The 20772-nt window shown below is 46.9% G+C and carries 19 protein-coding genes and 2 pseudogenes; 12 read left to right on the plus strand and 9 right to left on the minus strand.

What is annotated here, in order from left to right; all coding sequences use genetic code 11:
* Positions 1-24: 24 nt before the first annotated feature.
* Together QUB51_RS12385 and QUB51_RS12390 are read right to left on the minus strand one after the other, a co-directional pair.
* Complete coding sequence (locus QUB51_RS12385; RefSeq protein WP_006632034.1) at positions 25-234, minus strand: hypothetical protein; 210 nt, start codon at positions 232-234, stop codon at positions 25-27.
* Between the two features lie 97 nt (positions 235-331).
* Complete coding sequence (locus QUB51_RS12390; protein ID WP_333208836.1) at positions 332-880, minus strand: DUF393 domain-containing protein; 549 nt, start codon at positions 878-880, stop codon at positions 332-334.
* Between the two features lie 297 nt (positions 881-1177).
* Here QUB51_RS12390 and gltX point away from each other — a divergent pair.
* Together gltX and QUB51_RS12400 are read left to right on the plus strand one after the other, a co-directional pair.
* Positions 1178-2620: pseudogene (gene gltX / locus QUB51_RS12395) on the plus strand (glutamate--tRNA ligase); the annotation flags it as partial.
* Positions 2621-2986: 366 nt separating this feature from the next.
* Positions 2987-3421, plus strand: coding sequence for a CAAD domain-containing protein (locus tag QUB51_RS12400; RefSeq protein ID WP_333055098.1), 435 nt, complete (start codon positions 2987-2989; stop codon positions 3419-3421).
* 142 nt (positions 3422-3563) lie between these two features.
* Here the strand turns inward: QUB51_RS12400 and QUB51_RS12405 are convergent, their stop codons facing one another.
* Together QUB51_RS12405 and QUB51_RS12410 are read right to left on the minus strand one after the other, a co-directional pair.
* A complete protein-coding gene (locus tag QUB51_RS12405) occupies positions 3564-7220 on the minus strand; it encodes a CHAT domain-containing tetratricopeptide repeat protein (protein ID WP_333261752.1) in 3657 nt (1218 codons plus the stop codon).
* 620 nt (positions 7221-7840) lie between these two features.
* Positions 7841-9112 (minus strand): aspartate aminotransferase family protein, encoded by a 1272-nt coding sequence (locus tag QUB51_RS12410; RefSeq protein ID WP_333208840.1) that lies wholly within the window; start codon positions 9110-9112, stop codon positions 7841-7843.
* A gap of 128 nt (positions 9113-9240) precedes the next feature.
* On the opposite strand from QUB51_RS12410, the gene QUB51_RS12415 reads away from it, so the two are divergent.
* Positions 9241-10515 (plus strand): ribulose bisphosphate carboxylase small subunit, encoded by a 1275-nt coding sequence (locus QUB51_RS12415; protein ID WP_333261749.1) that lies wholly within the window; start codon positions 9241-9243, stop codon positions 10513-10515.
* Positions 10516-10934: 419 nt separating this feature from the next.
* Here QUB51_RS12415 and rbsK read toward each other — a convergent pair whose 3' ends face one another.
* Positions 10935-11855 carry a ribokinase gene (gene rbsK, locus QUB51_RS12420; RefSeq protein ID WP_333261745.1) on the minus strand — a complete coding sequence of 307 codons (921 nt, stop codon included), beginning with the start codon at positions 11853-11855 and terminating at the stop codon, positions 10935-10937.
* Between the two features lie 208 nt (positions 11856-12063).
* On the opposite strand from rbsK, the gene nblR reads away from it, so the two are divergent.
* The 4 genes from nblR (at position 12064) to QUB51_RS12440 (ending at position 14425) form a co-directional block, all read left to right on the plus strand.
* Positions 12064-12759: a response regulator transcription factor NblR gene (nblR, locus tag QUB51_RS12425; protein ID WP_333055065.1), complete on the plus strand. Its 696-nt coding sequence runs from the start codon at positions 12064-12066 to the stop codon at positions 12757-12759.
* 135 nt (positions 12760-12894) lie between these two features.
* Positions 12895-13425, plus strand: a complete 531-nt coding sequence (locus QUB51_RS12430) for a DUF192 domain-containing protein (protein WP_333055066.1) — start codon at positions 12895-12897, stop codon at positions 13423-13425.
* Positions 13426-13882: 457 nt separating this feature from the next.
* Complete coding sequence (locus tag QUB51_RS12435) at positions 13883-14197, plus strand: hypothetical protein (protein WP_333055067.1); 315 nt, start codon at positions 13883-13885, stop codon at positions 14195-14197.
* Positions 14198-14209: 12 nt separating this feature from the next.
* Positions 14210-14425, plus strand: coding sequence for a DUF2949 domain-containing protein (locus tag QUB51_RS12440; protein WP_015179531.1), 216 nt, complete (start codon positions 14210-14212; stop codon positions 14423-14425).
* Positions 14426-14480: 55 nt separating this feature from the next.
* On the opposite strand, the gene QUB51_RS12445 is transcribed toward QUB51_RS12440, so the two are convergent.
* From QUB51_RS12445 to trpC, 3 genes are all read right to left on the minus strand, one after another.
* Positions 14481-15638, minus strand: a complete 1158-nt coding sequence (locus QUB51_RS12445) for an alanine--glyoxylate aminotransferase family protein (RefSeq protein WP_333055068.1) — start codon at positions 15636-15638, stop codon at positions 14481-14483.
* A gap of 84 nt (positions 15639-15722) precedes the next feature.
* Complete coding sequence (locus QUB51_RS12450; protein ID WP_041623669.1) at positions 15723-15968, minus strand: DUF5340 domain-containing protein; 246 nt, start codon at positions 15966-15968, stop codon at positions 15723-15725.
* A 349-nt stretch (positions 15969-16317) separates the two neighbouring features.
* Positions 16318-17217 carry an indole-3-glycerol phosphate synthase TrpC gene (gene trpC, locus QUB51_RS12455; RefSeq protein WP_333055070.1) on the minus strand — a complete coding sequence of 300 codons (900 nt, stop codon included), beginning with the start codon at positions 17215-17217 and terminating at the stop codon, positions 16318-16320.
* Positions 17218-17302: 85 nt separating this feature from the next.
* Between trpC and QUB51_RS12460 the strand changes: the two are divergent.
* From QUB51_RS12460 to QUB51_RS12475, 4 genes and pseudogenes are all read left to right on the plus strand, one after another.
* Positions 17303-17722: pseudogene (locus QUB51_RS12460) on the plus strand (element excision factor XisH family protein).
* Complete coding sequence (locus tag QUB51_RS12465) at positions 17707-18099, plus strand: XisI protein (protein WP_333141586.1); 393 nt, start codon at positions 17707-17709, stop codon at positions 18097-18099. Before QUB51_RS12460 ends, QUB51_RS12465 begins: the two are co-directional and overlap by 16 nt.
* Positions 18100-18254: 155 nt before the next feature.
* Positions 18255-18587: a DUF433 domain-containing protein gene (locus QUB51_RS12470; RefSeq protein ID WP_333055073.1), complete on the plus strand. Its 333-nt coding sequence runs from the start codon at positions 18255-18257 to the stop codon at positions 18585-18587.
* Positions 18584-18943, plus strand: coding sequence for a DUF5615 family PIN-like protein (locus QUB51_RS12475; protein WP_333055074.1), 360 nt, complete (start codon positions 18584-18586; stop codon positions 18941-18943). Before QUB51_RS12470 ends, QUB51_RS12475 begins: the two co-directional genes overlap by 4 nt.
* A 215-nt stretch (positions 18944-19158) precedes the next feature.
* On the opposite strand, the gene QUB51_RS12480 is transcribed toward QUB51_RS12475, so the two are convergent.
* On the minus strand, positions 19159-19434 hold the full coding sequence (locus QUB51_RS12480; RefSeq protein WP_333208845.1) for a type II toxin-antitoxin system Phd/YefM family antitoxin: 276 nt from the start codon (positions 19432-19434) through the stop codon (positions 19159-19161).
* A 368-nt stretch (positions 19435-19802) separates the two neighbouring features.
* Here QUB51_RS12480 and QUB51_RS12485 point away from each other — a divergent pair, with 368 nt between their 5' ends.
* Positions 19803-20564: a lecithin retinol acyltransferase family protein gene (locus QUB51_RS12485; RefSeq protein ID WP_333261740.1), complete on the plus strand. Its 762-nt coding sequence runs from the start codon at positions 19803-19805 to the stop codon at positions 20562-20564.
* Positions 20565-20772 lie beyond the last annotated feature (208 nt).

A 20772-nucleotide genomic window follows, 5' to 3' on the forward strand; every position in this document is an offset into this window, starting at 1 on the left:
CGGACGATCGACTCCCAGCAGCGCTCAAAGGTGCGAGGAAATAAAAGGTCGGGCTATCTGATATGTCAAAACCAGGACGATGGGCACGAGAATCGGAATCGCCACAAGCAGTCCCCATTTGCCAAACCTAAGTTTTTGACCGTCGGATTTGAAGAGGAAAATCACAGCGGCAATTCCCATAAGTATCCAGAGACCACCGAAGCCCATGAAGACTGTATAGCCTGCATCTTGCATTTTTTTTGACCTTTAATAGTAGTCGATCTTTAAGCTTAGTTGCAGTCTGTTTCTGCTGACATCTTCTGATAGGTCGATCGAACTTATTAAATATGACTCATTTTGAGTTGGGTTGGCAGCGACCTTGACTTTCGCACTCGATCCGCTGAGTTCGATCGCTCATAATTGTTGCTAAATCCGGCCTTCCCGTCAACATCAGCCGCCAGTGGGCCCAAATTCCGTACAGCCAATTGGCGATCGCCCCGATCGCTGGTAACTTAGTCACAGCATAAACCCAGCCCATACCTAAAATCTCGTAGGTGCGGCGAAAAACCTCCACATTTTTAATTGCCGTACCGTCGGGTAACACCGCGTGAATCCGCCCCATCGCCGTTTCGTAGTCGATTCCGCCGTGGACCTTCGGGTTGTAGCCATCATCCGCAATATCCACAAACGACACTAAGCCTCGCCCCGCGTCCTGTTTTTTCAAGAAATTAACCTCTCGCACGCACAGAGGACATTCACCGTCGTACAGTAACTCAATCTGCCAAGCAGGCGCAGCAGACTCGGCTGAGGGCGCAACAGATTCGGAAAACTCGGTTTTAGCAGCAGACATAGGGAAATATATTTTAATGTCGTCGATCGCACACAAACATTTTACAAGCATCAATAGTTATCAGGTGCGCCTTCGGTACTCCTAAAGCAGTTATTTGTGGTGTGAAAAATAGTCCCAAAGGTGAATCCAGTCTTGGCCACCCGCAAGCTATTATCATCAAGATGCCCTCTCCTGCCTTGCCGGAGACCGTAGCCCGATCGCTCGATAGTCGAATATCAAACAAATCGAGGCAAAGTACCTGCCAAGCACAACTATTAAGTCGGCAACAAAATATAATAAAATTTGAAGTCTTAAACATCAGCAAATCGCCCAACCAGCAAATCGCCCAATCTAAAAGCAAAAATCTACATGAATGTCAGAGTCCGTCTAGCCCCCAGTCCCACCGGAAACCTACACATCGGTACCGCCAGAACCGCCGTATTCAACTGGCTGTTTGCCCGCAACCAAGGCGGCCAATTCATCCTGCGGGTAGAAGACACAGACGTAGAACGTTCTAAAAGCGAATACACCGATAACATCCTCGAAGGACTCACCTGGCTGGGTATGAACTGGGACGAAGGCCCGAGTTTTCAGTCCCAGCGTCTGGAAATATACCGCCAAGCAGTCCAAACCCTTCTAGACAATGGACTCGCCTACCGCTGCTACACCACGTCGGAAGAACTCGACGAAATGCGGGAAGCACAAAAAGCCAACAAACAAGCCCCCCGCTACGACAATCGGCACCGCAACTTGACAAGCAAAGAGCGCGCAGCTTTTGAAGGCGAAGGGCGACAAGCTGTGATTCGGTTTATCATCGACGACGATCGCACAATTTCTTGGAACGACATGGTGCGCGACACCGTAACCTGGAAAGGTAGCGACCTCGGCGGCGATATGGTGATTGCCCGTGCATCCAGCGGCGGCGTCATCGGCCAACCCCTCTACAACCTCGCCGTAGTTGTCGATGACATCGACATGGGCATCACCCACGTCATCCGCGGCGAAGATCACATCGGCAATACTCCGAAACAAATATTGCTGTACGAAGCTTTGGGCGCGACAATCCCAGAATTTGGCCACACGCCGCTGATTTTAAACTCCCAAGGACAAAAGCTTTCTAAACGCGACGGCGTAACCTCGATTTCTGACTTCAAAGATATGGGCTACCTGCCCGAAGCTTTAGTTAATTACATGACTTTGCTCGGTTGGACTCCGCCGGATTCAACGCAGGAAATATTTACACTGTCGGAAGCAGCAGAATTATTTACATTCTATCGAGTCAACAAAGCCGGTGCAAAATTTGATTGGGATAAACTCAATTGGCTAAACAGTCAATACCTGCACAAAATGCCAGTGCCGCAATTGACAGATTTGCTGATACCTTATTGGTGGCAGAAAGGCGGTTATGAGTTTGACTCAGAGGCCGATCGCCCTTGGCTCGAACAAATAGCTGCTTTAATCGGCCCGAGTCTCGTTCGCTTAACCGATGCTGTGGATATGTGCAAGGTTTTCTTCTCCACCACGGTGGAATACGAAGAAGAAGCACTCGCACAGTTGCAGCAACCAGGGGCTGCACAGGCTTTACAAGCAGTTGTAGAAGCGATGGAAAGTCATTCATCCCTGACATCAGCGGAAGCTCAGAAAATCACTAAAAAGCTCAGTAAAGAGAAAACTCTTAACAAAGGGCTAATTATGCGATCGCTCAGAGCCGCTCTGACAGGTGCAATGCACGGCCCCGACCTGATAGAATCTTGGGTAATCCTTCACCAGCGAGGAACGGCTAAAACCCGTTTGCTTGATGCCATTAGCAACTTGAATTTGCCTGGTGTTGGTGTGGCGGCCGAAACTCCAACCCCAGAACAACCAAACGCAGAAACAGTCGCCGAAACCCCTGCTACAGAACAGCCAGCAGTCGAAACACCGATTGTTGAAACAGCAGCGGCCGAGGTGACAGCAGTCGAAATATCGCCTGTGGAAACAGTCGAAATATCGCCTGTGGAAACAGTCGAAATATCGGCTACCGAAATACCCGGAACGGAGGTTTTAGCAGTCGAAATATCGCCTGTGGAAACAGCCGGCACCGAGGTTTCAGCAGTCGATATTTCGGCAGTTGAAACAGCCGCAGCAGCAGTTGAAATACCTGCAGCCAACCAGCAAAAAACTATTGCGAGTGGAGAAATGACTTCATCAAACGAACCAGAAACAACCGTTATCATCACCGAAATTCCTGCCGGAAATGAAGCAGACAGTTCCAGCGGTACAACAAAAGTCATAATTACCGAAGAACCGCCAAGTCAGGGCCAGCAGATCAAAGAACAAATTATCTCAATTTTGTCCGAGTTTCCCGCTTACATCGGCAGCTTTTACGAGCAGTACAAAAGTCCCCTGACTGTTATCGGTGTAATTATAGCCTCGATTGTCTCTTTGAAAGTGCTTTTGGGCGTAATAGATGAACTCAACGACATCCCCTTGCTAGCACCGACATTCGAGCTAATTGGTATCGGATACACCGGGTGGTTTGTCTACCGCTATTTGCTGCGATCGTCCAACCGGCAACAATTAGGTCAAGAAATTCAAGCATTGAAAGAACAAGTTTTCGGCAAAAAGTCCTAAACTTTTGCGGGTAGTTTGTTGAATTTGTGCCCGACATTGATAACTTTAAATAAGTTGTTAGTGTCGGGTTTTTAAATGACTAATAACTGTTGACTGTTGACTGTTGACTGTTGACTGATGACTAATCACTAATCACTAATAACTAAACCCCAGCCGCCGTAAAAGCCGCCCAATAATAAGGATTAGCAAAAGGATAGGGTTTGCGGTTGCGAATTTGCTGCAAAGAAGCCTCCGCAATCAGACGAGAACTTTGAGAAAGCCGATCGAACATTTGCGAAATTTGAGGTTGAAAATCCGCCAGCAACACCTCCAATTCCTCGCTAGTCAAATCCCGCAGCCACCTTTGAGCGTCCCCCAGGGCGATCGCCACATCTCCCACCTGCAACCGAGAAAACCGTCCCAGATTTTCATAAAACTTGCTCGTCAGCAGCAGCGTAGAAACATCATTCACCTTCCAAAGACTGCTAACCACACTAGACGTGCCAGCATACAACAAACCCGCCGACAAACCCACAAAATCTCCTCCAGCACCGCTAACTCCGCCAGCGGCAATTTCGCAACCAGATAAAGTAACTAAAAAATATTGTCTAAAATCCAGATTTAAAATTTCCTCCAAACTCAGAGAATCATTCCTCAAAAACACTGCAGATTTCAGTGGCCAAGCCAAATTAAGCAAACTAAAACAAGCAAAATGAGCGCATTTTTTCTGCTGCCAATGCCCTATTTCTTGGGGCAAATCCCCATTATTAGCAGACATTTCTTGGGAAAAAGCCTCTTTAATTGCCGGCTTATGGCGCACAACTTCTGTACTGGCAAAATACTGGGAAATAGTGCCGATTTCAATGTTGCTGTAGAACGCATCTCTGGTGAAAGTTGGAATGGCCAAAAGCTGCTGCAAACGGGGTCTGTACCGACCAATAGCCGCTCCGTGTGCACTTTGTCTCAACAGCAATAGCTGACAGCTAGGAGCATAGCGAATTCCTCCGGGAAATCGATCGAGCAAATAAGTAGCAGGCGCTGCAACGTCGCCAAAAGACGAACTTTGAGAAAAATCCGAAAGGCTGTAGGTTTCCACCTCAACAAAACCGCTGCGATCGCTCCACCCAGACCTAAAAATTCCCCCACCATCCTCAAATCCGTCTCTCCCCGCCAAAGGCAAAGCGTGGAGTGGCAAAGCGTGCAAAAATCGGTGCGGCACAAAAATCAGCCGATCGCAATTATCGGGAATCAGCGCCACCACTCGATCGATTTCCAGCATCGTAGCCAAGCGTTTGAGGCGAGTCTGGAGATGATTGATCCAGCGACCTTTTTGTTCAGAATAAGCGGTGAGGTACTCCTGGCCCCAACTTTCGGCAGCCAAAGCATTTTCCGGCGAACACAGGTGAACGGCGGGATATTGTTCACTCTTTACCACCACAAAAGCAACCAGCAACTCTCCCAAACTCGCCCACACCACAGCAGCGCAATTGTCATCAGGCAACAATTGGCGAATTTGCTCGAAAGCGATCGGTTCAACTTTGTGAGCTAGGCTGAAGAAAGGGTCGTTTGCCTGCACCTCCCGCGCAATCAACCTATCAAACTGCTTCCACAATTGATTTAAGTGCATGAAGTCCAAGTTCGGCATTAGAGAACCGCTGTTCAAACCTTGGCTATCGCCCTCAGAAATCAAAGTCGTGTTCGGCTCAGGTTCTCCCTCTTCTTGGTGCCGCTGTTCCCCTGCTATTTCCAGTTGCAGCGACTCCAACTCGCTTCGCACCGCTGCAGGAATTTCGGCTTTCGGAGTCAAGTGGCATTTAAGCAGCAGTTCTACCAAATTCCGATTTTTGTGGCGTTCGGCGTATTCCAGAGCCTTAGCGTAATATTCAGGTTGGCTGGCGCCTAGTTCCAGGCAAACTTGCACCAGGCATTTATAGAGTCCAGCCCAGGTGCGGGTTAATTTGACTTTTGCGGTACTCGTCCGTGAAGCGTAGCTATCCCGTAGGGAATCGCCAAAATCGACTGTATCAACCCCAACTTCGCAGCGCAAGAATTCAACAGTATCGACAGCAGCAGTAAAAACCCCGTAAGCGCGAAGCAAGTCGCCTCGAACTCGGTAAGCTTGACCCAAATAAAATAAAATTTCAGCCCAGCGGTGGGGATAGGTTTCGCGAGTGTAGACTTGGGTGGCGCTGTGATAGCAGCCGATCGCGCTTTCCATGTGCGACAAGTTTTCCGCCTCCGTCAGTTGCGAATAAGCCCTACCGAGATAAATTTGCAGCATTGCCCAGCGGTTGGGATATGCCTGCCTGGTGTAGACTTCGCCCGCATTTTGATAGCAGGCGATCGCGCTTTTGAGGTTGCGATTTTTTTCCCCTTTCACGTGTTCGCAGAAAGCGCGGCCGAGGTAGGCACACAGCATGGCCCAGCGTTCGGGAGTTTTTTGGCGGTTGCAAAAGAGCAAAGCATTTTGATAGCAGGCGATCGCCATTTCCATATTTTCGGCTTTTTCCCCTTTCACCCGCCGACTGTAGATCCTACCGAGGTAAGTTTGGATCGAAGCCCAGACTTCGGGAAATTTGATGCGGGTGTAGACTTGTAAAGCATTTTGATAGCAGACGATCGCCATTTCCAAATTTTCCACCGGATCGCCTTTGATGCGATCGACAAACACCCGGCCCAAATTCCTTTGAGTCGTCGCCCACTGCTGCGGAAAAGCTTCCCGAGTCCGCACCTGCAAAGCTCTTTGATAGCACGTAACCGCATATTCGAGATTTTCAGCTCGGTTGCCCCGCAGCAACTCGCAGTAAGCATTTGCCAAATTATTTTGAGTTGTGGCCCAACGCCGGGGAAACACCTTGCGGTTGTAGACTTGCAAAGCATTTTGGTAGCAAGCGACTGCCAGTTCCAGATTTTGGGCTCGGTTGCCCTGCAGTCGCCGACTGTAAGCACGGCCGAGATTGTTTTGAGTGCTCGCCCACTCTTCCCCAAAAGTTTCGCGGGTGCGAACTTGCAGCGCGTTTTGATAGCAGGCGATCGCGTGTTCTAGATTGTCTGCCGGATCTCCCCTGAGACGCTCGCTGTAAGCGTTGCCCAGATTATTTTGCAGCGTCGCCCACTGTTCCGGGTACTGTTCGGGCGTGCGTACTTGTAGGGCATTTTCAAAGCAAGCGATCGCCTGTTCGATATTTTGAGCCTTATCACCTTTGGGGCGATCGCTATAAGCGTTGCCCAGATTGTTTTGCATCACCGCCCATTCTTGGGGAAAGTCTTTGCGGGTAAACACCTTAGCAACTGTTTCGTAACCTGCAATTTCGATTTCCAAGTTATTAGCCTTGCTGCCGAGGGGAAACCGCCCAATTTTGTTGCTCAGATTGCCGATTAACGCTGCAATGCGCCTTCTCTCGGATTCTTTGGCAGCAGAAAACACCAAATTTGCCCAGCAGCGCAGCAGTTCTGCGAAATTCTGGTCGAGTTTGTCTAAATTGTTTCTCAGCAGCGAGTACAGGTGCTGCGAATCAGCGCCGCGCGCCACTGCTTGCAATACTTCTGCTAAAAAAGCCAGATATGCTGCCCCGGTTGCGGGCAATTTATAATTCCCTTTTGCAGATTCTAAGGGTGCGATCGCCCTTTGGAAAAATTTTGCAGCTTTCAGCAAGCTTTCTCGCGTCAGCGCCACTTCTTCCACATAAAGCGTTTGCACGAACCCAAAGTCGATCGATTTTGAGTCAGTCCTCAAAATCAAATCTATTCCTAAGTCCACAGGATTTTCCAGCAGCGCTTGGAGCATATTAACATCAGTTTTGCGACGCTGTTCATCCATCGTGCATTCCGCCGAATTATTAACGATAGGATCGCTGCTTCTGTGCAGCAATTAAATCACTTCCTGGTTTAAATTTCAATCTCTAACCGGAGGTACGAGTCGCCCAGGGGATTAAACCAACCTGATTTTTCCACCATACACATTGCCACAACGTATTTGCTTAAAAAAACAGGCTTCGGCACAAGTCTTAAACTTAACAAACCCGCCCCGACAGACGTGCAGCGGGGCGGGTTTAATTTTACCCTGATAGATTTTAGACTAAGAAAGCCGATTTCTGGGAAACTATTGGGTGTGATAACGAGAAATCTGGTAAAGAAACCGGCTTTCTGAGGAATAGTGGGTCTAGATATGGCAATCGCCATTGGTATCAAATTAAGCCTGAAACCCCTGATAAATGTCGCTTTTAGGCAAAGTCTAGATCCCCCTAAATCCCCCTTAAGAAGGGGGACGAAAGAGAATACTCCTGTCCCACCCCCTACTCCCTTTATTAAGGCAGGCGCCAGGGTGATCTGGCCTTAATAGTCAAACATCAGTCTATAAATGGGTTTGACGTTAAGTTGACACCAATGGGCAATCGTTAGTTACAGCGCTACAGCTAACACAAATCAACTCCGTAGATTTTACTGTACCGCTTGAGAGCGCAAGGCTGACTCCACGGCCTGCAGAGCTCGATCGACTTCAGCAGCAGTGACAATCAGCGGCGGGACAAATCTCAGCACTTTCGGCCCTGCTGGAACCAACAAAACTCCTGCGGCGATGGCAGATTTGACAATATCAGCGGATGTAAGTTCGATGTCAGCTTGCAATTCCATCCCGACAATCAAACCCCAGCCCCGCACCTCGGCAATTAAATGCGGATATTCAGCCGCCAACTTGTTGAGCCCTGCTTTCAACTGTTCCCCGCGCTGCTGCACGTTTTCTAGAAGGTTTTCCCGTTCCAAAGTTTGGCAAACGCACAAAGCTACAGCGCAAGCAAAAGGATTGCCGCCGAAAGTGCTGGCGTGACTTCCCGGTTCAAATACATCGCAGGCAGATTTGCACAGCATAGCGCCGATCGGGATACCGCCGCCCAATCCTTTGGCAGATGTAAAGATATCCGGTTCAATGCCGAGGTTTTCGTAGCCCCAGTATTTGCCACTGCGTCCCATCCCGACTTGCACTTCGTCGAGAATCAGCAAAATGCCTTTTTCGTCGCAAATTTCCCGAATTCGCTGGAAGTAGGCGATATCTCCGGGGCGAACTCCGCCTTCGCCTTGCAGCGCTTCCAACATAATTGCAGCTACTTGGCGTTCGTCTTTGTCGAGTTGCTCGATCGCACTTTCGATCGCACTAATATCGTTGTAGGGCACATAGTGAAATCCGGGAACCAAAGGGCTAAAACCCTTCTGGTATTTAGGCTGTCCCGTGGCCGTAATTGTCGCCAAAGTCCGCCCGTGGAAACTCGCAACGGCGGTAATGATTGTCGGATTCGAGATATTTAATTTTTCGTGGGCGTATTTGCGGGCGAGTTTAATTGCCGCTTCATTAGCTTCCGCGCCGGAGTTGCAAAAGAAGGCTCTGTCCGCGCAAGAATGGTCTACAAGCCACTTCGCCAGCTCGCCCTGTACGGGGATGTAATAAAGGTTAGAAACGTGGTGCAGGGTCTGAATTTGCTGAGTTACCGCTGCAATCATTGCCGGGTGGGCGTGTCCGAGAGTGCAGGTAGCAATACCAGCCACAAAATCGAGATATTCGCGGCCCTCGGTATCCCAAACGCGGCAGCCGAGGCCCCGTTCTAGGGCGATCGCAAAACGCCCGTAAGTTGTCATTACATAGCTGTCGAAGCTCTCAGAACTGAAGAGACTGGCTTCGGCTTGCACGCTTGGTTCTTTTAATAAGGTTTCTGGACTCACGAATCGCTCCTTAACACATAATATGTAGACCTCGATTGTACGGTAAAAATCCAGGTTAGCGGTGCAGGCTGTTAGTTTTGTCATAAAATCATAACAGTAACCTCAATTAATCCCTTACAAATCTACTGATGAGTTATTACATTTCTCCTAACTTTCTCGATAAAGTTGCGGTGCACGTCACTAAGAACTTTTTAAATTTGCCCGGGGTAAGAGTTCCCCTAATTTTGGGAATTCATGGCCGCAAAGGAGAAGGCAAAACTTTTCAAACCGAACTGGTTTTTCGGCGGATGGGCTTTGAACCGGTGATGATATCTGGTGGGGAATTAGAAAGCCCGGATGCAGGAGATCCGGCGCGTTTAATTCGCTTGCGCTACCGGGAAGCTGCGGAGCAAATTCGCGTGCGCGGCGAGATGTGCGCCATCTTTATTAACGATTTGGATGCTGGTGCGGGCAGGTTCGATACTACTACTCAATATACTGTCAATACTCAGATGGTCAATGCGACTCTGATGAATATTGCTGATAATCCAACTAACGTGCAGTTACCGGGAAGTTATGACAGTACGCCGCTGCACCGAGTGCCGATTATTGTCACTGGAAATGATTTTTCTACGCTTTACGCGCCGCTGATTCGCGACGGGCGGATGGAAAAGTTTTATTGGGAACCCAGCCGGGATGATAAAATTGGCATTGTTGGGGGAATTTTTGAGTCGGACAAATTGTCAAAAACCGATATTGTGGCGTTAGTCGATAATTTTGCCGATCAGGCGATCGACTTTTTTAGTGCTTTGCGATCGCGCATTTATGACGAACAAATCCGCGAATTCATTCACAAAGTAGGAATCGAGCGAGTTTCCAAGCGTTTGGTAAATACTTTGGAAGCAGCGCCAGATTTCCATAACCCGAATTTCAGCCTCGCTCATTTATTAGAAATGGGTAGTTTGATGGTGGGTCAACAAAAGCGGATTAAGGAAATGCGCTTAGTAGATGAATACAACCAATCGCGCCTGTTCAACGTTCAAGGAACCCCCAATCCTCCTGCTGCGCCCACGCAAAGTGAATTAAACGACCCGTCATCCAAATATTATAAGGCTTACGTAGAGCCAAGTTCTGAAGCGGGTAACGGTCATGGGGCGCGGCTGAGTTCCGAGGTATTGGAACAAGTAAAGCAGTTGTTAGCAAGAGGCTGCAAAATTGGCATGGAATATGCAGATAATCGCCGATTTAAAACTGGTTCTTGGCAAAGTTGCGCGACGATTAAAACTGCACAGGAAAAAGATGTGGTTGCATCTTTAGAAACTTGTTTGGCGGAACACGGCGGCGAATACGTGCGGCTGATTGGTATCGATCCAAAAGTTAAGCGGCGCGTAGTTGAAACAATTATTCAGCGCCCGAATGGTTAAAGTTAAAGTCCGCCAGGGAATGAATTCCCTGTCTAATAGCTAAAGTCCTCGCTATGAGGACTAATGAGTTTAAAAATTTTTATTCTCATATCATGTCCGGTTGGATTGGAATGATTAAACCGCAGAGTACGCAGAGAACGCAGAGGAAGAGAACAGAGAGATGAATACAGGACGATGCTAACGGATTTGATATCAGTCCTCTTGAGAGGACTTTAGCTTTGAGGCAGGGGTTTCAACCCCTGTCGGACTGTCGGACTATCGGTTTAATGTTAAGTTGATACCAATGAAGACAGTTGTGTCCCTACAGGCAATATCTTCTTTATCTCGCCCTAAACTACAGGACAGACAGAGATTATGCAAACCAGCGGCGAATTAGCTTTACAAGTTAAAGTAGGGTGCGCCTTCGGCACCTGACAAATTCAAATTAAATTCTGCAAAAATTTATCAAAAGTTGCCCGATCGCACATAGCAACTTGAGCACCCACTTTAGTTGTGCACAGAGCCCCCGCTGCTGCGCCCCACCGCACCGCCTCTGACAAGGAAAGACTGGCATCTAATGCAGAGGCCAAACCGCCGTTAAAAGCATCGCCAGCAGCCACAGTATCGATCGCCTCCACAGCAAAAGCCGGTACAAAAAAGGTTTCATCCGCCGTAACAGCAATAGCCCCGCGATCGCCCAATTTGACAATAACATTCTTGACCCCGCGCTCCTGCAAGTGTTTGGCAGCTACCATCGCTGTTTCGGTGTCATTCACCCGAAAACCGACTAACTGGCCCGCTTCCACTTCATTCGGCGTGATAATGTCAATTAGCGGATAAAGTTCCAGTGGCAAATCCGCCCTAGCCGGTGCTGGATCGAGAATAACTCGCACGCCCGCTTGACGAGCAGCTTTCGCAGCTTTTTGGACAATTTCCAGGGGAATTTCTAACTGTAACAGCAAAGATGTAGCTCCTGTTAACAGTTTTTTGAGACGTTCTATATCTGCTTCACCGACATTGTTATTCGCGCCCGGAATCACAATAATATTATTTTGACCTGTCTCGTCTACGGCGATAATTGCCACCCCTGAATGAGTGTTTTGGTCTATTAATACATTGTCTGTACTTAAACCATAAGATTGTAAATTTGTCAATAATTCTTCAGCAAATTTATCGTTGCCGACGCGGCCGATGATGTGGGTGGAAGTGCCGAGACGGGCGGCCGCTACGGCTTGATTTGCTCCTTTGCCGCCGCCGGCTGTGAAAAAATTGCTACCGATGATAGTTTCCCCTGGCTGCGGCAACCGGGGAGTTTTTGCTGCTAGGTCGATGTTGATACTGCCGAATACGATGATGGTCATAGGGCATGGGGCAAACAGGGCATCGGGAATTGTAACTAACAAATCACAGGACTTACCCAAAGAAACCGGGTTTCTCTGAAAAATCTTTGCTTTCTCAACTAGAGATATACGAAGAAACCCGGTTTCTGGCCTCGACGTGCGTCCAAAACTAAAATAACCAATAACAAATAACGTGCTAGAACAGTTATGGTCTCCATCGGTCAATTCAATGGCTGCAATTACTCTCGATCGCAATCCCTGTGTCCTGCTAGTTGAAACAGACGAAGTTCTCGCCGGACACTTGAGTCTCGACTTAAAATCCTCCGGCTACGAACCGGTAGTGGCTTCTAATACCGCCACAGGCCAACATTTAGCCCGTGAATTGCAGCCAGCTTTGATTGTAATCGATCGCATACTTGGCGCTGAGTCGGGGCTGTCACTGTGTTCTCACCTCAGAAGTATTGGCAATCGGGTGCCGGTGCTGCTATTGGTCGGTCGCGATACAGTTGACGATCGCGTAGCTTGTCTGGAAGCTGGGGCGGATGATTATTTTCTTAAACCTTACCGCACTGAGGAATTTTTGCAGTTGGTGCGCTTGTATTTGCAGCCGGATAACACCAGCAACGAACAATTGAGGTTTGGCGATTTAGTTTTGGATTTGGCCTCTAGGCGGGCATTACGCAATGGACGGGCGATCGACCTGACGATGAAGGAATATGAGCTGCTAAAGTATTTGATGGAACATCCCCGCGAGGTTCTGACTCGGGAACAAATTCTGGAAAATGTTTGGGGTTACGACTTTTTGGGTGAGTCGAATGTAATTGAGGTTTACATCCGCTATCTGCGGCTCAAGATTGAAGATGAGGGCGAAAAGCGTTTGATTCAGACGGTGCGCGGTGTTGGCTATGTGATGCGGGAAGCTTGAAGAAGTCATTAGTCATCAGTCATTTGTCATTTGTCATTAGTCAGTGGTCATTAGTCATTAGTCAACAATGCCCATGCCCCATGCCCTATGCCCCATGCCCCATCTAAAATCTAAAATCTAAAATCTAAAATAATTATGAGTTATTTAACTAATTTGCTCGGTATTGGAGTAAGTATATTTTTGCTGGGATGTTCGCCGACTTTACCGATCGCGAATGCTGGTGCTACTGGTATTTTGGCGGCTGAGTCTCCTACGGCGATAACATCGGGTCAAGTGCTGCCTGTTTCTGCTAGAGCTCGGATAGGCGATCGCCCCATCGAACTCGAAGTGGCGAAAACACCGGAACAGCAGGCTATGGGTTTAATGTACAGAACTTCTTTGCCGGATGACAGAGGAATGCTGTTTGAGTTTAAACCGGCGCGACGGGTCAATTTTTGGATGAAAAATTGCAAGATTTCTCTGGATATGATTTTTGTCCGGGATGGGGTGGTTGAGGCGATCGAAGTTTCTGCACCTCCTTGTACTGCCGATCCTTGTCCTACCTACGGGCCCAATACTGCTGTCGATCGAGTTATTGAACTCCGGGGCGGGCGGGCTGCTGAACTCGGTGTCAAAAAGGGCGATCGTATTGAAATCGAGTTTTTTAACGAAAACCTCGATCGATAAACAATCCCCCGGTTTCCATCGCCCAGAGATCCCCCTGCCTTGGGAATACCGGAGAAAATTTAGAAACTTTACAAAAATTGATAAAATCTATTAGAATATTAATGTAAGATTCAGTACAAACACCGGAAGATTTGCTACGATGTCGATCTCAGTCAGTCAGGACTTGAGCTTGTTTCCGGAAGCTGTAGATGGTTGGTCGCAGGTATGAGACGAGTCAGCGACTCGTTACCAATCCTGAGAGACGATACTCAGCCTCAAGGTGTAGCAACACGAAAAGAAATTCTCTGGAAGTTCTGGCGATCGAGCTAAATCTACTAAACCTATCTAAAGTAATATGCTACGAGCCAAGTTAATTGGCGGTAATTGGCAAACTTAACTTCTGGTAGCAGTTTTGGGTTTGATCGAAATATCTAACTAATTTTGCCGAAGTAGATTTGCGGATTCTGCATTTCGGCAGATGAAGTTAAACTCTGAACTTGGTTTAGTAGTTTTAGGTAGCAGAATTTATTCTGATTCGCGCTGCAGAGATGCCGAGGTATTCAGTTTAGGTTCGATCGCGATTACCAGTCGATCGGGCAGACATCAGCAAAATTGCAAAACCTTTCACTTTTTGGGAAAGGTTAGCTTTACAGTATCACTCAGCATTACGTTTGGCAGTTCAACCGCTAATAGCGTTTTAAAAGCTATCCACGGTAACAAGACAAATTTAAAACTGGCTTATTACTCATCACAAACATCAGGTTCACATCAGAAAATGGTGTCCTATACTTAGAGGTGAAATCACATGGCACCCGCTAAATACACTCGATTGATTCGATTTTTACAAGAAGATTTGGCAATTTCGCCCGCGTCAATTGCTGTCGCCGAACGTGTCGGCGATAACAAACAGCGGCAGCGCGATAGAGACCCGAATTCCTTGCCGATGGTTCTGTGGCAATACGGTTTAGTCACTCTCGAACAGTTAGATAAAATCTTTGATTGGTTATCCGAAGCATATTAAAAGGATTTTAGATTTTAGAGATAATCCAAAATCTAAAATCCTTTAACAACTGAGATTAGGATTCAGCCAAGAATTTGGCAGCCGCGGCAACGCCGGCCCCCGGAGTGTAGCCTTCATGACCCAATTCGCTCAGCACAACTTCTAAAGAGGAAATTGCTGCTAGAATATCGCGATCGCACACAAAGCCCAAATGACCGATTCGGAAGATTTTACCTTTCAAATGGTCTTGTCCGTCGGCGAGAGCAATGTCAAATCTCTTTCTCATCAAAGTCCGCACTTTTTGAGCATCTACGGATTCTGGCGGCATCACCGAAGTAATCGCAGGGCTGGCGGCATCGTCAGCAGCAAACAACGGCAAACCTAAAGCTTTTACAGCAGCGCGAGTAGTTGTCATCAACCGTTTGTGTCGCGCGAAAACATTTTCCAACCCTTCTGTTTTCATCATCTGCAGCGATGCTTGCAGGGCAAAAAACATATTGACAGGAGGAGTAAAAGGAGTGGTATTTTTGGCTGCGTCTTTGCTATATTTGCCCAAATCCAAATAATAGCGGGGCAGTTTCGCAGTTTTGTAAGCTTCCCAAGCTTTGGGACTGACGGCCACAAAACCCAAACCTGGAGGAATCATGTAAGCTTTCTGAGAACCCGAAGCAATGACATCGATGCCCCAAGCGTCCATCGGAATATTGACAGCGCCTAAGCTAGTGACAGCATCGACCATAATTAAAGCTTCACCGTGGGCCTTAACGTGGCGGTTGATGGTTTCGAGGTCGTTGAGGACGCCGGTGGAGGTTTCCGAGTGGGTGATGATGACAGCTTTGATTTGCTTCTCTGTATCTGCTTCTAGTTTTTCGCGGAAGTTTTCGGGGTCTAAAGGTTGGCCCCACTCGGCTTTAATAATTTCGGCGTTTAAACCGTAAGCTTCGGCGACTTCAGCCCAACGTTCGCCAAATTTGCCGTTGCATCCGACTAAAACTCGATCGCCCGCACTCAAGAAATTAATTATCCCAGCTTCCATCGCGCCGGTACCAGAAACCGTTAAACTCAGCACGTCACTTTTGGTTTGGTGCAGCCATTTCAAGTTTTCGGTACATTCTGCAAAAATCGCGTCAAATTCCTTGCTGCGGTGGCCCATCGGGTGTTTTGCCATCGCTAACAATGCCGCTTCAGGCACCGGCGTCGGGCCGGGAATCATCAGCATTAATTTGTTGTCCATGAATATTGTCCTAAGTTTTCCTGTGGGAGTTCTATAGAATAAATCAAATACGATACGATACGTCGCGTCGATACTCTAAGTTTTTTAACTTTTAACTCCCTTGTGGTTAATTTCATTTAGAGACCAGCGATGTTCTACCGCTAAGTTCGATCGCTCGCAGCTTTGTTCTAATTGCTTTTGAATGGCAAGGGCTTTACGCAATGTAATAATAAGTTGGTGAACTTGTTGCTGCTGCGGCGATTGTGGACTGACAGCAAACATCGTTTTGCGCTCTAACAATTGAAGTAGCAATTCATAATGAATGTACGAAGGAAGGGGGATTGGCTCCATGAAAGCTAACATACCTCAGCGAACCGATACCCCATTGCAATTGCATGAGGCATCACGGTGAACATTAGATGCCCGATTTTTTATTTGTTTTCTAACCGTCCAATAACCTCTGCTTTGCCGATCGAATATTCGGGGCTGGGGGCGTTGGACACGCTAAATCTTGCGATCGACAGGCTTACAGAATAGATTTAATTGCTTTCTGGCAAAATATTTCTATGCAATATAGCTTTCAGTGCTATTTCTTTTTTACAGTAGCGCTTGAGTCGATGCAGGCTAGAAATTCTCATTATTTACCTACTTAATCACTTTTTATCAGAATTAAGGGTGCTTTGTCAAGCGGTCTCGCCTTTCACAGGCTGGGAGGGCGATCGGCAAGGGAGGCTAAAGCTGCACCCGGATCGGGCTGTTTGACCAGAGATTCGCCGATGAGGACGGCTTCGGCGCCTGCGGTGGCAAGTTTAGCTAGGTCGTCGGGAGTGTGGATTCCTGACTCGCTGACGATGAGGATGCCTTTTGCTTGGATTTCGGTTTGTCGATCGGCTAATAGTTGACCGGTAGTTTCTAGGCTGACGGAAAAGTCTGCTAGGTTGCGGTTGTTGATGCCGATTAGGCTGACGCCTTCTAGGGTTAATACTCGATCGAGTTCTTCGAGAGTGTGAACTTCTATTAAAGCTGTCATGCCCAATGTCTTGACAATTTTAACAAAGTATTGTAAGTCTTTGTCAGATAGAATGGCTGCGATTAACAATACAGCATCTGCGCCGTGAATCCGGGCAAGATAAATTTGGTAGGGATAGATAATAAACTCTTTGCAAAGTAAGGGCAAATCGACGGCGGCACGGATTTTAGCGAGGTTGTCGAAGCTGCCTTGAAAGAACTTTTCATCTGTGAGTACGGAGATGCAACTGGCGCCGTTTTGTTGGTAAGCTAGGGCGATCGCCACTGGGTCAAAATCTTCGCGAATTACGCCTTTGCTGGGGGAAGCTTTTTTGACTTCGGCGATGATAGCGGGTGTGGTTTTGCCGTTTTTAAGGGCGGCAAGAAAGTCGCGAGTAGGCGGTGCAAAGGGGAGTTTTTTGTGAAGTTCGGATAAGGGAGTGCGATCGCGCTTTTGGGCCACTTCAGCTTCTTTTTCCCAGACGATTTCTTCGAGGATGTGCTGGGGTTCGGCGTCGGGTACGGCGATTTGGTAGCTGAGGTAGAGTACGGAGACTGATGTGCTGGGGGGACGACGGCGGATTTGAAGCATGATAGGGGGATAAAGGGCGATCGTAACAAGTTTCAACGTATTATATAATGGTTACAGTAAATCCTCCTAGCCTGAGAGCTAATGCGTGCCAGCTAAAGATATTTATCACGATACAGTTAAGCGTGCCTTACAAAAAGATGGTTGGATAATTACTCACGATCCCTTTCCCCTGCAAATTGGTCGCAAGCGTTTATCTGCCGACCTGGGTGCAGAGCGTCTAATTAATGCCGAAAAAGGAACCTAAAAAATTGTTGTTGAGGTCAAAAGTTTTGTGGGACGATCGGATGTAAAAGATTTGGAACAGGCTTTGGGACAGTACGTTCTTTACCACCAAGTGCTTAATGAAATGCAGAGCGATAGAAAACTCTATCTTGCTATTCCTAAGCCTGCTTTTAAGAGCGTATTTACCATAGAACTAGGGCAAGTGTTATTAAAAAATCAAATTGTTAAACTGATTGTTTTTGATGTAAAAAGTGAGGAAATACTTCAATGGATACCCGATTGAGATACCAAGAAATTATCAAAAGCATACTTCAGGAACACGCTAAATACCGCAATACTATACCTGACGGCTATCATTCTCAACTGTTATTTGATGATGAACGGGGAGGATATTTAGTTTTGGATATTGGCTGGAATGATGACAATTACCTTCACGCCACACCAATCCACATCAATTTAATCGGCGATAAAATCTGGATTCAATATGATGATACCGAAGAAGGAGTGGCGACGGATTTACTGGCCGCCGGTGTTCCTAAAGAAGATATTGTACTCGGTTTTAGGCATCCTCAAGTGCGGCAGTACACTGAATTTGGAACTGGTTTGAGTGAGAAAGATGAAGAAATTGTTGCTGAATCTGCTGCTGTGCGATCGGCCTAAGTAGAGTACGGAGACGGATGTGCTGGGGGGACGGCAACGGATTTGGAGCATGATAGGGGGATAAAGGGCGATCGTAACAAGTTTCTATTATATAAGGTCGATCGCCCTTTTCCATATGATAAAATGCGATTAACTAAGTATTCGGAGATTAACCGATGCAATTAGAAGACTATTTTGAATTTCTCGACCCCGATGACATCCGCATCAAAGGACATCGGATCGGCATTGACGATGTAATTAAATATTACTTGGATGGATATTCGCCAGACCAAATTCTGGAAGAATTACCAAGTTTGAATTTAGAGAAAATTTACGCGACGCTAACTTATTATCTGCAAAATCGGAGGCAGATGGATGCTTATATGTTGCGGCTGGCGAAGTGGCGGGAAGAACGCTATCAGGAATGGTTGGCTAATCCATCTCCTCTAGCATTGCGTTTGAGAGCAATCAAAGCACAGCGAGAACAGGAGTTACTCAACCTGAAGTGAAAATTCGTTTTTTACTCGATGAAAATTTGCCACCTAAGCTCAAAAGTGCTGTTTTAAAACTTCAACCGGAGATAGATATTTTACGGGTGGGTGATTCAACTGCACCGCCATTCGGAACTTTAGATCCAGAGATTCTCATTTATTTGGAATCATCGAAACGATTATTGGTGACGGATAATCGCAAAAGTATTCCCGGACATTTGGAGGAACATTGGGCGGCTGGGGGACAAAGTTGGGGATTAGTTTGGGTGCGTCCAAGTGGAAGTATCGGCAGATGGGCAGAAACAATTCATTTTATTTGGGATACTACTGAAGCGGAAGAATGGATCGATAAGTTAGATTGGATTCCATATTAGAGAATGATGTGGAAAAAGTACGCGCGTGCGTAGCTATCCCGTAGGAATCGCACTTTTGGGCCGCCAAAATCTCTTCGCTAACCCGCAAGTCCGCCGGGGGTTGAAAACCCCCGTCTCATAGCAAAAGTCCTCTAAAAGAGGACTGAAAAGTCAATTCAATAAACAAAGGTCGATCGCGCATTCCCAATTTTTACCAAAAGGTCGATCGCACATTTCTAAGTTCCCGATAATTCACTGACAGTCTGAGTTTTGACTGTTCTATCTTTTGCGTGTTTCAGGGCACTTAACAAGCGATCGGCATTTTTGGGCGATCGCAGCAGGTGCAATGTCTCCAATAAGCTTGCCAACTCGTCAGCGGCAATTAAGGCTACGTTTTCGCCGTCTTTGCGGGTGATGATGATGGCATCGCGATCGCTGATGACTTGTTCGCACAGTTCATCAAGATTTGCCACAGCTTCAGTATAGGTTACTTGGGTTTGTGTGAGTGACATGGTTTTTGGCTTCCCAATACTAAGGATATTATAAGGGCGATCGGGCTTCTTTTTCTATGTTTGGGCGGGAATAGTTAGTTTGGACATACTCTTTTAGTACCGGGCAAAGGGTAAAAAATGTGCGATCGCCCTCCGGGATTTTTTCAACAAATGAACGCCGTCCCAAGGATTGCATCACTTGCAAAAATTGCGATCGAGATAATTGCAGATTCTCTCAAAAATTTCGCTAGAATGCCATTAAATAAATCTTGAATCATTGTTGCCACTATTTTTAACTTCTTGCAGAGCGTCTAAGTGTTTTCCCGTATTGACTGAGCCTGGTTATCTGTGATATTCAATACTTATTGAACCTCACGTAGTTACAAGCTATGGCAAAAGGCGATCATATCTACATTCAACACGTTGGATACACTCATCACGGTATCGACTGTGGCGATGATAGTGTTATTCATTTCGGAAGGCGTGGGGGTGAAAAAATTTGTCGTATTTCTAAAAAAGATTTTGCATCAGGAAACAAAATTAATGTAAAGGAGTATGGAAAATGTTATTCAGATGATTCAGTAGTCAGACGAGCAGAGGGCAGGTTAGGCGAAAAAAGATATGACATTTTCAGCAATAATTGTGAGCATTTTGCTTATTGGTGCAAAACAGGAAAATATAAGAGTGAACAAGTAGCACAAGCTCAAGCTGGAGTTGCTGGTTTAGTTCAAGGAAGCGCTATTGGCGCAGGAACCAAGTTTGCAACTAAAATCGCCACTGAAGCTGCTATTAAATCTGCTGACCCTATATCTAAAGTTCTCATCAATGTAGGGCTTAAACAAGCGCCTGCTGTAGCGGGTAAAGCGGCTGCTGGTATTGTAGGTGTGGGTGGCATAGCCAGTGGATTAGCTGCTGATTTCATAGTTGGCAAGATACTTGAAGATGATGAAGCTTTGACTGAACGCGAACGTGAAGCACGAAAAAATGGAAGAATAGCAGGACAAGTTGCATCAACAATTGGAGGTGTTGGCGGAGGTATTGCTGCTGCTACGGTTGGTGGTAGCGTTGCCATTGCTGCTGCTGTTGCGGCTCCCGCAGTATTAGGTATAGCAATTGGTTTAGGTGCTTATCACCTACTCCAAGGCGAGTGAAAATTGATTTAGCTGCTGAAAGAGCGATCGCCCTTCTATTGTTGAAGTGCGATCGCTCTTTTTTTGGCTCTTCAGTAGTTAATATGCTAAATGAATAGCTGGCGCCAGGAAAGAAAGACAAATGAAGCTAGCGGGACTTAAACATAAAATACGATAAAAATAGGTTATAATGCTTACATAGCAAGCATATAACGTTAAAAAATGACCC

The sequence above is a fragment of the Microcoleus sp. AT8-A3 genome (assembly GCF_036705675.1).
Lineage (GTDB): Bacteria > Cyanobacteriota > Cyanobacteriia > Cyanobacteriales > Microcoleaceae > Microcoleus.